The sequence below is a fragment of the Sphingopyxis sp. LARHCG72 genome (assembly GCF_052871675.1).
In genome coordinates this window covers 216,135-230,156 of record NZ_JBIXJU010000005.1, presented here as the reverse complement: position 1 = coordinate 230,156, position 14,022 = coordinate 216,135, and the positions used below count along the sequence as shown (strand labels likewise).

The following is a 14,022-nucleotide window of genomic DNA, read 5'->3' as shown; positions in this document are numbered from 1 at the left end:
GGAAAATACAAACTATCATGGTCAAACATGCGCTCAGCGTAACCCGGCAGGCCGACTTCGCGGCCTGGTATCAGGATGTCATTGCCGAAGCCGACCTCGCCGAGGAATCGGGCGTTCGCGGCTGCATGGTGATCAAGCCGTGGGGCTATGGCATCTGGGAACGCATCCAAAAGGTGATGGATACCGCGATTAAGGATGCGGGGGTCCAGAACGCCTATTTCCCGCTGTTCATCCCCTTGAGCTTCTTTGAGAAGGAAGCCGACCATGTCGATGGTTTTGCAAAGGAAATGGCAGTCGTCACCCACCACCGCCTGATCGCGGACGGCAAGGGCAAGCTCGTCCCCGATCCCGAAGCGAAGCTGGAAGAGCCGCTGATCGTTCGCCCGACGTCGGAAACGGTGATCGGCTCGGCGATGAGCCGCTGGGTGCAGAGCTGGCGCGACCTGCCGCTGAAGGTGAACCAGTGGGCGAACGTCGTGCGCTGGGAAATGCGCACGCGCATGTTCCTGCGCACCAGCGAATTCCTGTGGCAGGAAGGCCATACCGCGCACGCCGACCGCGACGATGCGATGGTCGAGACGCTGCGCGCGCTCGAAATGTACCGCGCGTTCGCCGAAGATGTGCTCGCGATGCCGGTGATTGCGGGCGAAAAGCCCGAGCATGAGCGCTTCCCGGGCGCCGTCGCGACCTATTCGATCGAGGCGATGATGCAGGATGGCAAGGCCTTGCAGGCCGGCACCTCGCACTATCTCGGCACCGGCTTCGCCGAGGCGGCGAACATTCGCTACCAGGACAAGGACGGTGGTCACAGCCTGTGCCACACGACGAGCTGGGGCACGTCGACGCGGATGATCGGCGGCGTCATCATGACGCATGGCGACGACGACGGGCTGCGCTGTCCGCCGCGCATCGCGCCGCACCAGCTCGTGATCGTGCCGATGCTGCGCGATAATGAGGAGGATCAGGCGATCCTCGATTATTGCCGCGACCTCGAAAGCCAGCTGAAGGCGCTCGACGCCTTCCGCGAGCCCGTCCGCGTGCTGCTCGATACCGGCGCGAACAAGGCGCAGACCAAGCGCTGGGGCTGGGTCAAGAAAGGCGCGCCGATCATCGTCGAAGTGGGGCCGCGCGACGTCGCGGGCGGCAATGTCGCGGTGATCCGCCGTGATCGGCTTTACAAGGATGATGGCAAGCTCAATTCGGCGTTCATCGCCAAGGGCGACTTCGTGGCCGACGCGGTCGCGACCCTTACGGATATCCAGTCGAACCTTCATGCCGAGGCGCACGCGCGGCTTCACGCCAATATTCGCCGCGACGTCACCGACCTCAAGGCGCATTTCGCCGGCGACGAGAAGTTTACCGGCTGGGTCGAGGTCCAGTGGGCGCGCCCGACGGGCGCTGGGCTCGACAAGATCGTCGAGCAATTGAAGGCGCTCAAGCTGACGATGCGTAACACGCCGCTCGACGCTGCGGCCGCCGACGGCGCCTGTTTCTTCACCGGCGAGCCGGCGGTCGAACGCGTGCTGATCGGGCGGACCTACTGACGAAAATTACAGGCAGTCCGGCGACAAAACCGGTTCGGCCTCTGTCATAAATCTGGTAGGATTGTGCCCGCAAGGCACGGGCGATGCACCCGGCCGCGGCGGGGCGCATCTCTATTTCAGGCGTTTTGACAGGGGAAAAGGTCATGAAGAGACAGATTGCCGGTTCGACGATCATTGCGGCCATGCTGTTCGGCAGCATCGCGCCCGCCGCCGCGAAGCCGCCGTCGGACGTCTCCGACCTCGTCGGCGCGCGTGCAGCAGGGGCGGAAACCGCGATGCAATCGCGTGGCTACGAAATGGCGAAGACCAGCGGCGGCGCCCAATATTGGTGGAACCGCGGCACGAACACCTGCGTGAGCGTGGTCGTTTCTAACGGGCGTTACGCCAACGTCGACAAGACCGATTCCAGCAATTGCGGCCATGGCGGCGGCGGAAATGCCGCCGCAGCCGTCGGCGCGATTGCCGCGGTCGGCCTGATCGCGGCGCTCGCCAGTCACAAAAAGAAGCATGGCGATGGCGACGCCAACCACGACAGCGACTATTCGCGCGGCTATAATGACGGCCTCTACGGCGCCCAATATGATCGCAACGACAGTGAAGGCTATCACGACGGCTTCATGGCCGGCGAACAGGAAGCGTCGAACCGCCGTATGGCAAATCGCAATTATGCGCGGGGTGGTCCCGATGCGGCGCGCGCTGCGTGCGAGCGGCGTGCCGATCAGTATCAGAATGCGCCGGGCGGTAGCAGCGTCGCGGTCAGCCAGCGTACCACGGGTGGCGGCAATTATGAGTTCACCATGGCGACCGGCCATTATCGCTCGACCTGCAAAGCGAGCCCTTCGGGTCAGGTGATCGACATTTCGCCCTATTGATCCGGATGGGGGTGACGGGCCGCCCGTTACCCCCTATCCGCGGGTGATGGCCCGCAAACAATATACCGGACTGCCGACGCCCCAGCAGATCCTTCGCTTCATCGAAGAGAGCAAGGACGCCGTCGGCAAACGCGAGATCGCGAAGCATTTCGCGCTCCACGGCAACGACAAGATCGCGCTGAAGGCGCTGCTCAAGGATATGACCGACGAGGGGCTCGTCGACCTGGCCCCCGGGCGCGCGTTTCACAAACATGGCGGACTGCCGCGCGTCACCGCACTGCGCGTCGTCGCGATCGAAGGCAGCAACGTCTGGGCTGTGCCCGACCGCTGGGAAGCCGCCGGGCCGGCGCCGCGGCTACGCGTGATGGAACAGGGGCGAAAGGGCGCGCTCGGCGTCGGTGATCGCATCCTCGCGCGCACCGAAGAACGTGGGAACGGCCATGTCGCGCACCCGATGAAGCGCCTCGCGGCGAGCGCCGAGATGGTGATCGGGGTGCTCGTCGAGGATGTGGGACCCGGCGGCAAGCCGATGATCTGGCTCCGTCCCGCCGACAAGCGCGCGCGCTATGACTTTGCTGTCGCCGACAAGGGAAGCGCCGATATCGGCGACCTCGTGCGTGCGGAGCTGACGGGACGGGGACCCGCGATCAAGGCGAAGGTCGTCGACCGCATCGGCGACCCGTTCGCGCCGAAATCGCTGAGCATGATCGCGATCGCCCGGCACGAAATCCCGCATGTCTTTGGCGCCGAAACCATTGCCGAGGCCGAAAAGGCCGCGAAACTGCCGCTCACCCCCGACGGGCGCGAGGATCTGCGCGATTTGCCGATCGTCGCGATCGATCCGATCGACGCGCGTGACCATGACGATGCCGTCTGGGCCGTCCCCGACGACGAGTCGGGCAACAAGGGCGGTTTCCGCGCGATCGTCGCGATCGCCGACGTCAGCTACTATGTCCGCCCCGACGGCGAACTCGACCGTGAGGCGCGGCGGCGCGGCAACAGCGTCTATTTTCCCGACCAGGTTGTCCCGATGCTTCCCGAAACGCTGTCGGCGGGCGTTTGTTCGCTGAAAGCGGGGCAGGACCGCGCGGCGATGGCGTGCCATCTCGTCATCGACAAACATGGCAAGGTGACGTCATGGCGCTTCAATCGCGCTTTGGTGCGGTTGCGCGCGAACATCGCCTATGAACATGCGCAGGCGGCCTATGATGCCGATGCGTCGCGCGACGAATGGGACGCCGATGTGCTCCCGACGCTCCGGAACCTGTGGGCCTGCTGGGCACTTCTCGCCAAGGCGCGCGCAGCCCGCGCGCCGCTCGATCTCGACCTTCCCGAACGCCAGGTGATCCTCGACGAGGCGGGGAGCATCGCCGAAATCCGCGTCCGCGACCGGCTCGATTCGATGCGGTTGATCGAGGATTATATGATCGCGGCGAACGTCGCCGCGGCGAAGGCGCTCGAAGCCAAGAAATCCCCCGTGATGTACCGCATCCACGAACCGCCGAGCCGCGAAAAGCTCGTTGGCCTGAAAGATTATCTCGAAACCTTCGAGCAGAGCTTCGCGCTGGGGCAGGTGATCACGCCCGCCGTATTCAACCGTCTGATCGACGGTTTTTCCGAAGACGACCGGTTGCCCGAGATCATGCAGGCGATCCTGCGTAGCCAGACGCAGGCCTATTACGGCCCCGCCAACGCGGGCCATTTCGGTCTCGCGCTCGGCAGCTACGCGCATTTTACCTCGCCGATCCGCCGTTACGCCGACCTGATCGTCCATCGCGCGCTCGTCGACAGCTACAAGCTCGAAGTACCCGGAAAGCCCAAGGATTTGCCCGCACGCACCGGTTTGGGCGAGGCCGACGCAAAGGGGCTGTCGCGCATTGGCGAAGCGATCAGCGCGCTCGAACGTCGCGCGATGGAGGCCGAGCGCGAGACAGTCGACCGCTATGTCGCGGCCTATCTCGCGAGCAAGGCTGGAGAAATTGTCGCGGCGCGGATCACCGGGGTGCAGCCCTTCGGCTTCTTCGCCACCGTCGACGGGCTTGGTGGAGACGGGCTGGTGCCGGTGTCGACCTTGGGCAGCGAACGCTTCTTCTATGACGAGGCCGCGCGCAGCCTCGACAGCGAGCATGGCCGCGTGAGCTACACCGTCGGGCAGCGGCTGGACCTTCGCCTGATGGACGCCAATCCGGTCAGCGGCGCGCTGCGCTTCGAACTTCCCGACGCCCCCGAAGGCGGCTTCCGCGCCCGCCCGCCGCGCCGCGACGGAGTGAAAGGGAAGGCGACCGGTAAGGACAAGGCCGGCAAGCATATGGTCGGCAAGCGCGGCCGCCCCGCGAATATCAAGCACAAGGGCAAGCGGCGCTAGGTTGGATTATTGTGTTGCCAGCGCCTGCAACAAGGCCGCGCTTTCGGCATCCGCCGGGAAAAAGGCTTCGATCGCCAGTTCGGACAAAGTGATATCGACCGGCGTCCCGAAGATCGTCACCGTCGAGACGAAGCGAATTTGCCCCAACGGCGTCTCGAGGATCAGCGGCACCGCGATCCCGTTCGCTTCGCTTCCGTCGTGCGCGTCGGCGCTGGCAGGATAGCCGGCCAGCTCTTCGCGCAGCGCGATCAGCCCGGCGTCGGCGCTCGCTTCGATCTGGTGGTCGAGCCGTTCGAGCAGGTGCGCGCGCCATTCGCCATGATTGGCGATATGCGGCGCGAGCCCGTCGGGGTGCAGCGCGATCCGCAGTACGTTCACCGGCGGCACGAACAGTTCGGGCGCCGCCAGCCGGGCAAGGATCTCGACCGCGCTGTTCGCCGCCACCATGTTCCAGTGCCGGTCGACCGCGAGCGCGGGATAGGGCTCGTGCCCCTTCAGCACATGCTCGACGATCGCCTTCATTCCCGCCATTTCGGCGCTGTCGAGCGGCCGTTCCTGATAGTCGGGGGCGTAGCCGCCGGCGAGCAGCAGCGCGTTGCGCGCGCGGTGCGGCACTTCGAGGCAGTCGGCGATCCGCTGCAACATCGCGGCGCTCGGCCGCGACCGCCCTGTTTCGATAAAGCTCAGGTGCCGCGTCGAAATCTCGCTGTCGAGCGCGAGGTCCATCTGGCTCATCCGGCGCCGGACGCGCCATTCGCGGAGCTGTTCGCCAAGCGATGCGGGTTTCATCGTCATTCTCCTTCGTAACGCGAGCTATACCCCGGCCTTCGGTTTTTCCATTACCTCAGGCGTAATCGACGGCATTCCTTTTCGGGTTCAATTGGGGCGGGTCGAAAGGAGAACCAACATGTCGATCCTCAATCTCGAGAACATCCTCATCGCCGATGCCATCACCTGCACGGGTGTCTTCGCTATCGGCCTGCTCGCCGCCGCCCCAGTCGGTGCGCTGCTCGGCCTGCCCGCAAACGTCGTCGCTATCGGAGGCTGGATTTGCCTCGCCGCAGCACTCCTGATGATCGTTGCGGCGCGGCAGGCCGTGCCGAGTGCCGCGCTCGTCAAGCTCATCGCGCTCGGCAACCTCGGCTGGGTTGCGGCAAGTTTTGCGGTCGTCGCGACCTTTGGCGCACAGATGACCGCACTCGGCATCGCGGTCGTCATCGCGCAGGCTTTTGCCGTGCTCGGCTTTGCGATCCTCGAATGGAAAGACGCCGGCGTGCCGCGCACCCTCGTCGTCTGACGCGGCGCGCTAACTCAGCGCATCGAGGCGGGAGATATCGATCCCGCCCGGCACCAGCATCACCGGACAGGGGAGGGTTCCCGCATCCTGTCCGGTGAAGTGCGCAACCAGCGGCCCCGGCGCGCCCGATGCCGCGGTCGCGAGCACAAGCGCCGCAATCTCGTCGCTCGCGCCGATCACTTCGCGGACCACTTCGGCGGGCTTGCCCGCCTTGATCAGGTTCTGCGGCGTGACGCCTTCCTGCATCACGGCATCGGCGGCGGTCGCCACCAGCTCCTCGGCATGTTCGCGCGCCTCGGCCTCGATCGTCGCCTGGACCCCGCCGAACGCGACAAAATCCTGCGGCGGGATGATGGCAAGGATGATTACCCCGCCGCCCGTCCGTGCCGCGCGCCGCGCCGCAAAACGCAACGCCAGCGACGCCTCCGGGCTGTCGTCGATCACCACCAGATATGTCCGCATCGCCCCGACCCCTCGTGTTTTTGCTTGGGGCCAAGACTGCGTCACATTCGTATGAAACGCAAGTTTGGCCCGCTGGACCTTGACCGAAGCAAGGCTTAAGGCGAGGGAACAATCCGTAGCGGCAGGCCGTGCCTGCAAGACTCGCCTTCAAGGTTCAAGAGGGACAAATCCGACGATGCCGATCGAACTCAAAATGCCCGCCCTTTCACCGACGATGGAGGAGGGGACCCTCGCCAAATGGCTGGTGAAGGAAGGCGATACGGTCAAATCGGGCGACCTGCTCGCCGAGATCGAGACCGACAAGGCAACGATGGAGTTCGAAGCGATCGACGAAGGCGTCGTCAGCCAGATTCTCGTCGCCGAAGGCACCGACAATGTGAAGGTCGGCACCGTGATCGCCGTGATCGCGGGCGAAGGTGAGGATGCGGGCAGCGCCAAGGCCGCACCGGCACCTGCACCCGCTGCAGAACCGAAGGCCGAAGCACCGGCGCCCGCCGCCGCGCCTGCGCCGACTGCTGCTCCGGCACCTGTCCCCGCGCCGGCGGCCGCTCCCGCCGCATCGGGCGACCGCATCAAGGCGAGCCCGCTCGCCAAGCGCCTCGCCGCCGAGCGCGGGATCGACCTGTCGACCGTCAAGGGCACCGGCCCCGGCGGGCGTATCGTCAAGGATGATCTCGATGGCGCCGCCGCAGGCGTGGCTGCGCCTGCCGCTGCCGCGGCGCCCGCAGCGACGGCACCCGCGGCCGCTCCGGCAGCCGCACCAGTTCCGGCAGCTGCAGGCGCGATCCCCGATTTCGGTATCCCGCACGAGGATGAAAAGCTGTCGGGCATGCGCAAGACGATCGCACGCCGCCTCAGCCAGTCGATGCAGGAAGCGCCGCACATCTACCTCACCGTCGACATCCGCCTCGACGCGCTCCTGAAGCTGCGCGGCGAACTCAACGCCAGCCTCGAAAGCCGCGGCGTCAAGCTCAGCGTCAACGACATGCTGATCAAGGCGCTCGCGGTCGCGCTCGAACGCGTGCCTTCGTGCAACGTCAGCTTCGGCGGCGATGTGATGCGCAAATACAGCCGCGCCGATATCTCGGTCGCGGTGAGCATCCCGGGCGGCCTGATCACGCCGATCATCACCGACGCGGGCGGCAAGTCGATGTCGAAAATCTCGACCGAAATGTCCGAACTCGCTGCGAAGGCAAAAGAAGGCAAGCTCCAGCCCAGCGAATATCAGGGCGGCACCGCTTCGATCTCGAACATGGGCATGATGGGGATCAAGCAGTTCACCGCGGTGATCAACCCGCCGCAGGCGATGATCATGGCGATCGGCGCGGGCGAGAAGCGGCCGTATATTGTCGATGATGCGCTCGCGATCGCGACCGTGATGTCGGCAACCGGCAGCTTCGACCACCGCGCGATCGACGGCGCCGACGGCGCGCTGTTGATGAAGACCTTCAAGGAACTGGTGGAAAGCCCGCTGGGCCTGGTGGCCTGATGCACGACAGCGACCAGGCGTTGCCCGACTATCTCGGGTCGCGCCAATCGGCGCTCGGCCTGCTGCTCGCATTCTTGGGGGCGGGCATATTGGTGGCGCTGATGGTGGTCACGCCGCAAATGCTCGGCGAACCGGGCGGTGCGCGCTGGAAGCCGTGGATATTGGGGATCGGTTTGTGGAGCGTGATAGCCGCGTTCATCGGTCTTCGTCTCCGCCGGAGCGGACCCAGCGCAATGCTGGTGGGGCTTGGCAGTCTGTGGCTCGCCCCCGCTTTGGTGGCGGGCGCATGGGCAGTGGTTTCAACGTAGATAATTCGCGGAAAGGAATAGTCGCTTGGCCGACACCAATTACGATCTCATCGTCCTCGGCTCGGGACCCGGCGGCTATGTCGCAGCGATCCGCGCCGCGCAGCTCGGGCTCAAGACCGCGATCGTCGAGCGCGAGAATCTCGGCGGCATCTGCCTCAACTGGGGCTGCATCCCGACCAAGGCGCTGCTGCGGTCGGCCGAAATCTATCATTATATGCAGCATGCCGGCGACTATGGCCTGATCGCGCAGCAGATCAGCGCCGACATCGATGCGGTCGTGAAGCGCAGCCGCGGCGTCGCGAAGCAGCTGAGCCAAGGCGTCGCTTTCCTGATGAAGAAGCACAAGATCACCGTGCATATGGGCGAGGGCAAGCTCACTGCGCCCGGCAAGATGGAGGTCAAGGGCGAGAAGGGCACCGAAACCCTCACCGCGAAAAATATCATCGTCGCGACCGGCGCCCGCGCGCGCGACCTGCCCTTCGCGCCCGCCGACGGCAAGCGCATCTGGACCTATCGCCACGCGCTCGTGCCGCCCGAAATGCCGAAGAAGCTTCTGGTCATCGGGTCGGGCGCGATCGGGATCGAGTTCGCGAGCTTCTACAGCGACATGGGCGTCGACGTGACCGTCGTCGAAATGCTCGACCGCCTCGTCCCCGTCGAGGATGCCGATGTGTCGGCTTTCCTCGAAAAATCGCTCAAGAAGCAGGGCATGACGATCTTCACCGGCGCCGGGGTCGAGGAACTGAAGGCGACTGCGACCGGCGTCACCGCGAAGATCAAGACCAAGGACGGCAAGGTCGAAAGCGCCGAGTTCAGCCACGCGATCGTCGCGATCGGCATCGTCCCGAACACCGAGAATATCGGGCTCGAAGCGCTCGGCGTGAAGACGACCAAGGGGCATATCGACACCGACGCGATGTGCCGCACCAACGTTCCCGGCATCTGGGCGATCGGTGACGTCACCGCGCCGCCGTGGCTCGCGCACAAGGCGATGCACGAATCGGTGATTTCAGTCGAGGCGATCGCAGGCGGCCATCCGCACGCGATGGACCCGCGCAATATCCCCGGCTGCACCTATTGCCGCCCGCAGATCGCCAGCGTCGGCCTGACCGAAGCGAAGGCGAAGGAACTCGGCTACGAGGTCAAGGCCGGAACCTTCCCCTTCATCGGCAACGGCAAGGCGATTGCCTTGGGCGAGGCCGAGGGCTTCACCAAGACGGTGTTCGACGCGAAGACCGGCGAGCTGCTCGGCGCGCACATGATCGGCGCCGAGGTCACCGAACTCATTCAGGGCTATACGATCGGCAAGACCGCCGAACTGGTCGAGGATGATTTCATCGGCACCGTCTTCCCGCACCCGACGCTCAGCGAAACGATGCACGAAGGCGTGCTCGCCGCATTCGGGCGTCCACTCCACATCTAGGGCCGGACGAGGCATCACCGCTTGAATCCGTCGATCCTTCATTTCTCCAGATCGGGCAGCTTCATCAAGATGCTGTTCTTTCTGGGGGTGGCGGCGATCGCCTTTGCGGTAGCAGGCCTGATGCACGCCGAGGGGGAGGTGCCGCCCGAAACCATGTACCTGCCCGGCGGGGTCGAACTTCCGGCGCCGGCAGCGCGTAAGGACCCGCTGGCGCCATTCAAGATACCCTTGCTGGTCGTCGCGGGGGGCGTGTCCCTTTTCTACGCCGGGCGGCACGGCCTGCGCACAGCCACGCGCGCGGTAGCCGCAAGGACCGAGGGCGGCCGCCTCCATCTTCATTCGAGTTATGGCGGCGAGGGCGATCCGGTACCCGTCGAGGCGATCACCGACGCCATCTTCGATCGCGCCGACCGCTTGCCGGGAGACGCTTCAGGGCCGGCAAAGCTCGGTGCACGGTTGCGGCACGGCCTCTACCTTCGCTACCGCGCCGGTAATGCAACCCGCGAAATGCGGCTGATCGACAACGATATCGAAGGCGGGACCGAACAGCTACGCCGCTTTGCGGCCCATCTCGATGTCTGGCGCCACTCGCGGCGCGGCCGAATGGTGGGCGAAGGATGACGGAAACCTCCCGGCTATTGTGGGTATCGGCCGCGTTGATCGCGGCGGTGATCCTGCTGGGCTTCGCGGTAGGCGCGGGCTGGACCGCTGCCGCCGACTGGCAAATCTCGCATCTGCTGTCACTCCGCATCGACGAAAGCGACCCCGCTTTCATCGTCTTCATGCAAGGCGCCAGCTGGATCGGCGGCGGCACGCCGCGCTGGATCATCGTCATCCTGCTGTGCGGGCTCGTCTGGCACTGGTGCGGCCCGCGCTGCGCGGTCGCGCTCGGCGGCGCGTCGCTGCTCGCCAACCTCGCTTCCAGCCTGCTCAAGCTCGGCTTCGGCCGCGCGCGCCCCGACCTGATCGATCACCTCGACCATCAGACGAGTTTTTCCTACCCCAGCGGTCATGCGACGAGCGCCGCGGTCGTGTACCTGCTCCTCGCTTGGCTCGCGCCACCGCGCTGGCGCGCCTTCGCCTGGACACTCGCGGCGACGATGATCGTCCTCAACGGCTTTTCGCGCATCATGCTCGGGGTCCATTGGGCGAGCGATATCGTCGGCGGCACGATGCTTGGGACGGCGTTCGCGTTGCTCGGCGCATGGTGGGTCGCGAAACAAAAGGCCATGGCCTGACGCATTTTCCGCTGTCCTAATAAGTCCTGTTTTGCCATCCAGTTCATGGGCACCAACAACAGGCGGGTCAGATATGCAATCGCGAGTGAAGTTCGGCAGTTTTCTGCGGGGAATCGTTTTGGGTTCGACGGCGTTTTTCGCCGCCTCGATCGTCCCTGCACAGGCGCAGGAAGCGGCCGGACAGACGGTGATCACCGCCGCGCGCTATATCGACGTCCTCACCGGCAAGACGGTTGAGTTTCCCGCGATCTTCGTCGGCACCGACGGCCGCATCACGAACATCGCAGATGCGCGCACCGTACGCTGGGGATCGAATGTCAAACACGTCGACCTCGGCGACAAGACCTTGCTTCCGGGCCTGATCGACATGCACGTCCACCTCGATGGCCCCGCCGACATCGGCGGCTATCGCGGGCTCGAATTCACCGACAGCTTCTGGGGCATGACCGCGGTCAAGAATGCCAATGACATGCTAGGCGCGGGCTTCACAACGGTGCGCAACGTCGGGTCGAGCGACCGCAACGATATCGGGCTCAAGCAGGCGATCGACGCCGGCTATGCGACGGGTCCGCGCATCGTCCCCGCGGGCTATGCGCTCGGCGCGACCGGCGGGCATTGCGACAGCACCTTCTTGCCGCCCAGCCTCGAAAAGAAGGACGGCAAGGAAGAGGGGATCGGCGATACGCCCGATGAGCTGCGCTATCAGGTCCGCCGCCAGCGCAAATATGGCGCCGAGGTGATCAAGGTCTGCGCCACGGGCGGCGTCTTTTCGCGCAACACCGAACCCGGCCAGTTGCAAGTCTCCGAAAAGGAACTGGCGGCGCTCGCCGACGAGGCGCATCAATGGGGTCTGCGCGTCGCCGCGCACGCGCATGGGGCGGCGGGCATCCGCGCCGCCATCGCGGCGGGGATCGATACGATCGAACATGTCAGCCTCGTCGACGACGAGGGCATCCGCATGGCGGTGGCGCGCAAGCAGCCGGTGTGGTTCTCGATGGATATCTTCAACACCGAATATACGCAGGCCGAAGGCGCGAAGAATGGTGTGCTCGAGGATAACCTCCGCAAGGACCGCGAGATTGCCCAGATCCAGCGCGACAATTTCCGTAAAGCCGTCAAGGCCGGGGTGCGTATGGTCTTCGGTTCCGACGCCGGGGTCATGCCGCACGGGCAGGTCGGCGGCCAGTTCCGCGTGATGGTCGAATATGGCATGACCCCGCTGCAGGCGATCCAGGCCGCGACGAAGAATGCCGCCGAGGCGCTCGGCCGCGAGAAGGACGTCGGCGCGATCGCGGTCGGACGCTATGCCGACATCGTCGCGGTCGACGGCGATCCGCTGGCCGACGTGCGCCAGCTCGAAAGCGTCGATGCGGTGGTGAAGGGCGGGGTGCTGGTGCGGGGCCAATAGGCCCTTACACCACCAGCCGGTCGACCAGCGCCTCGCGCATGTCGGGAGTGAAGTTCAGCACCGCCTCGGCATAGGTCGGGATGTCGCCATGGTCGCGGCGCACCGTGGCGAGCGCGGCGTCGAGATAGGCCGGGTTGACCGACATCAGAGCGCGGATTGCGTCGTCGTGAATTTCGGCGCCGTAACGCGAGCGGATATGCGCCGCGCCCTGCGCGATCCGTTCCTCGATCTTGCCCGCGGTGTTGGTCAGCAGATAATCCTGCATCAGATCGTCCTCGTGGACGCCGAGCAGCCGGTGGACGATGGCGACCGCAAAGCCCGTTCGGTCCTTGCCCGCCACGCAGTGGACGAGGCTCGGTGCGTCATATTCGGCGAGGGCGGAGAGGTAGAGCCGTAGCGTCGCGACGAGCGCGGGGCGGTATGGCATGCCGGCATAGGTATCGATCATCCGGTCGCGTGCCGTCTCGACGTCGATTGTTCCACCCGCCGCCTGCAGATGGGGGGCGAGGCCCGCAGTCACGCCGCCCGCGAACAGCACGCGGGCCGAGAAGGTCTCGCTGCGCCGGCACGGGTGCAGCTCGCGCTCGTCGTCGCCGCGCAGGTCGATCACCGTCTCGAGCCCCAGCGCATCGAGCGCATCGAGATCGTCGTCGGTCGCCGCCTCATGATGCGCCGAACGCCACAGCATCCCGTCGCGCAGCCGCCCGTTACCATCGACGGCATAGCCGCCATAATCGCGGAAATTGTGGACGCCGGCCAGTGGCAGGACACGCTCGGCAATCATCGTCATTCTCCCGTAAACACCGGCGGGCGCTTCTCGATAAAGGCGTCGATCGCCTCGCGATTGTCGGCCGTCTCGTGCACGATCGCCTGATAGGCGGCGCTGAGCTCCAATATGTCGCTCATCCGGCTGTGCTGGGCCTCGCGAAGCAGTCGCTTGGTCAGCCGCAGCGCGCGCGGCGGATTGCACACGATCCGTTCGGCAATCGCGACGGCACGGTCCAGCAGGTCCGCGTCGGGGACGACCTCCGTGACCAGACCATATTCCTTTGCCTGCGCCGCGTCAAAACGGTCGCCGGTCAGGAAGAGTTCGGCGGCGCGAGGATAACCGAGTATCTTCTGGAGCAGCCACGCCCCGCCGTCGCCGGGAACAATCCCGACCTTGACGAAGCTGCACGCGAACTTGGCACTCTCTGCCGCGATACGGATGTCGCAGGTGCAGGCGAGGTCGGCGCCTAGCCCGATGGCATGGCCATTGATCGCGGCGATCATCGGAATCTCGCAATCCATCAGCGCGCGGATCACCGCCTGCACCCCCCTGCGATAGTTCGAGCGCGTGGAATCGGGCTGGTCGAGGACGCCGATGCCCTGACGATCCTTCATGCCCTTCAGGTTCCCGCCGGCGCTGAATGCCTTGCCGCTGCCGGTCAGGATGATCGCGCTGACGCTGCGGTCTTCGCCAAGGGTGCGCAGCGTGTCGATGATGTCCTGACAATCCTCGTGGGTGCCGATCGCATTCATGCTTTCGGGCTTGATCATCGTCAGGATCGCGATCTTTCCCCGCCGCTCGACACTCAAAAATTCACCCATCTTCAATAATCCTTTGCTGCCTAACC

The 14,022-nt window shown here is 65.3% G+C and carries 14 protein-coding genes; 10 read left to right on the top strand and 4 right to left on the bottom strand.

The annotated features are described in order from the left end of the window. The first annotated feature begins 17 nt into the window (after positions 1-17). The 3 genes from proS (at position 18) to ACIPPQ_RS13315 (ending at position 4,781) form a co-directional block, all read left to right on the top strand. Positions 18-1,544, top strand: a complete 1,527-nt coding sequence (gene proS, locus ACIPPQ_RS13325) for a proline--tRNA ligase (RefSeq protein ID WP_446544559.1) — start codon at positions 18-20, stop codon at positions 1,542-1,544. A gap of 143 nt (positions 1,545-1,687) precedes the next feature. Continuing rightward, positions 1,688-2,416 (top strand): hypothetical protein, encoded by a 729-nt coding sequence (locus ACIPPQ_RS13320; RefSeq protein ID WP_446544558.1) that lies wholly within the window; start codon positions 1,688-1,690, stop codon positions 2,414-2,416. Between the two features lie 46 nt (positions 2,417-2,462). Beyond that, positions 2,463-4,781, top strand: coding sequence for a ribonuclease R family protein (locus tag ACIPPQ_RS13315; protein ID WP_446544557.1), 2,319 nt, complete (start codon positions 2,463-2,465; stop codon positions 4,779-4,781). A gap of 6 nt (positions 4,782-4,787) precedes the next feature. Here ACIPPQ_RS13315 and ACIPPQ_RS13310 read toward each other — a convergent pair whose 3' ends face one another. Beyond that, positions 4,788-5,570, bottom strand: coding sequence for a helix-turn-helix domain-containing protein (locus ACIPPQ_RS13310; protein ID WP_446544556.1), 783 nt, complete (start codon positions 5,568-5,570; stop codon positions 4,788-4,790). Positions 5,571-5,688: 118 nt separating this feature from the next. Here ACIPPQ_RS13310 and ACIPPQ_RS13305 point away from each other — a divergent pair, with 118 nt between their 5' ends. Next, positions 5,689-6,078 (top strand): hypothetical protein, encoded by a 390-nt coding sequence (locus tag ACIPPQ_RS13305; protein ID WP_446544555.1) that lies wholly within the window; start codon positions 5,689-5,691, stop codon positions 6,076-6,078. A gap of 9 nt (positions 6,079-6,087) precedes the next feature. On the opposite strand, the gene ACIPPQ_RS13300 is transcribed toward ACIPPQ_RS13305, so the two are convergent. After that, the gene (locus tag ACIPPQ_RS13300) at positions 6,088-6,540 is read right to left on the bottom strand and encodes a universal stress protein (protein WP_327454899.1); all 453 of its coding nucleotides are present in this window, start codon (positions 6,538-6,540) and stop codon (positions 6,088-6,090) included. Positions 6,541-6,715: 175 nt separating this feature from the next. Here ACIPPQ_RS13300 and ACIPPQ_RS13295 point away from each other — a divergent pair, with 175 nt between their 5' ends. From ACIPPQ_RS13295 to ACIPPQ_RS13270, 6 genes are all read left to right on the top strand, one after another. After that, positions 6,716-8,029, top strand: coding sequence for a pyruvate dehydrogenase complex dihydrolipoamide acetyltransferase (locus ACIPPQ_RS13295; RefSeq protein WP_446544554.1), 1,314 nt, complete (start codon positions 6,716-6,718; stop codon positions 8,027-8,029). Further along, positions 8,029-8,337, top strand: a complete 309-nt coding sequence (locus ACIPPQ_RS13290; protein WP_446544553.1) for a hypothetical protein — start codon at positions 8,029-8,031, stop codon at positions 8,335-8,337. The genes ACIPPQ_RS13295 and ACIPPQ_RS13290 overlap by 1 nt, the downstream gene beginning before the upstream one ends. A 25-nt stretch (positions 8,338-8,362) precedes the next feature. Then, positions 8,363-9,760 (top strand): dihydrolipoyl dehydrogenase, encoded by a 1,398-nt coding sequence (gene lpdA, locus ACIPPQ_RS13285; RefSeq protein ID WP_446544552.1) that lies wholly within the window; start codon positions 8,363-8,365, stop codon positions 9,758-9,760. Positions 9,761-9,781: 21 nt separating this feature from the next. Further along, positions 9,782-10,381: a hypothetical protein gene (locus tag ACIPPQ_RS13280; protein ID WP_446544551.1), complete on the top strand. Its 600-nt coding sequence runs from the start codon at positions 9,782-9,784 to the stop codon at positions 10,379-10,381. Further along, positions 10,378-10,998, top strand: a complete 621-nt coding sequence (locus ACIPPQ_RS13275) for a phosphatase PAP2 family protein (protein WP_446544550.1) — start codon at positions 10,378-10,380, stop codon at positions 10,996-10,998. The genes ACIPPQ_RS13280 and ACIPPQ_RS13275 overlap by 4 nt, the downstream gene beginning before the upstream one ends. Before the next feature lie 73 nt (positions 10,999-11,071). Further along, complete coding sequence (locus ACIPPQ_RS13270) at positions 11,072-12,406, top strand: Xaa-Pro dipeptidase (protein WP_446544549.1); 1,335 nt, start codon at positions 11,072-11,074, stop codon at positions 12,404-12,406. Positions 12,407-12,410: 4 nt separating this feature from the next. On the opposite strand, the gene ACIPPQ_RS13265 is transcribed toward ACIPPQ_RS13270, so the two are convergent. Further along, entirely contained in the window at positions 12,411-13,190 is a 780-nt protein-coding gene (locus ACIPPQ_RS13265) for a tyrosine-protein phosphatase (RefSeq protein WP_446544548.1), read from the bottom strand. A 2-nt stretch (positions 13,191-13,192) separates the two neighbouring features. Then, a complete protein-coding gene (locus ACIPPQ_RS13260) occupies positions 13,193-13,996 on the bottom strand; it encodes a crotonase/enoyl-CoA hydratase family protein (protein ID WP_446544547.1) in 804 nt (267 codons plus the stop codon). Positions 13,997-14,022 lie beyond the last annotated feature (26 nt).

Excerpts from the sequence above, each read along its gene's own strand:
- proS (WP_446544559.1), top strand. The coding sequence starts at position 18 with ATGGTCAAACATGCGCTCAGCGTAACCCGGCAGGCCGACTTCGCGGCC.
- ACIPPQ_RS13320 (WP_446544558.1), top strand. The coding sequence starts at position 1,688 with ATGAAGAGACAGATTGCCGGTTCGACGATCATTGCGGCCATGCTGTTC.
- ACIPPQ_RS13315 (WP_446544557.1), top strand. The coding sequence starts at position 2,463 with ATGGCCCGCAAACAATATACCGGACTGCCGACGCCCCAGCAGATCCTT.
- ACIPPQ_RS13310 (WP_446544556.1), bottom strand. The coding sequence starts at position 5,570 with ATGAAACCCGCATCGCTTGGCGAACAGCTCCGCGAATGGCGCGTCCGG.
- ACIPPQ_RS13305 (WP_446544555.1), top strand. The coding sequence starts at position 5,689 with ATGTCGATCCTCAATCTCGAGAACATCCTCATCGCCGATGCCATCACC.
- ACIPPQ_RS13300 (WP_327454899.1), bottom strand. The coding sequence starts at position 6,540 with ATGCGGACATATCTGGTGGTGATCGACGACAGCCCGGAGGCGTCGCTG.
- ACIPPQ_RS13295 (WP_446544554.1), top strand. The coding sequence starts at position 6,716 with ATGCCGATCGAACTCAAAATGCCCGCCCTTTCACCGACGATGGAGGAG.
- ACIPPQ_RS13290 (WP_446544553.1), top strand. The coding sequence starts at position 8,029 with ATGCACGACAGCGACCAGGCGTTGCCCGACTATCTCGGGTCGCGCCAA.
- ACIPPQ_RS13275 (WP_446544550.1), top strand. The coding sequence starts at position 10,378 with ATGACGGAAACCTCCCGGCTATTGTGGGTATCGGCCGCGTTGATCGCG.
- ACIPPQ_RS13270 (WP_446544549.1), top strand. The coding sequence starts at position 11,072 with ATGCAATCGCGAGTGAAGTTCGGCAGTTTTCTGCGGGGAATCGTTTTG.
- ACIPPQ_RS13265 (WP_446544548.1), bottom strand. The coding sequence starts at position 13,190 with ATGATTGCCGAGCGTGTCCTGCCACTGGCCGGCGTCCACAATTTCCGC.
- ACIPPQ_RS13260 (WP_446544547.1), bottom strand. The coding sequence starts at position 13,996 with ATGGGTGAATTTTTGAGTGTCGAGCGGCGGGGAAAGATCGCGATCCTG.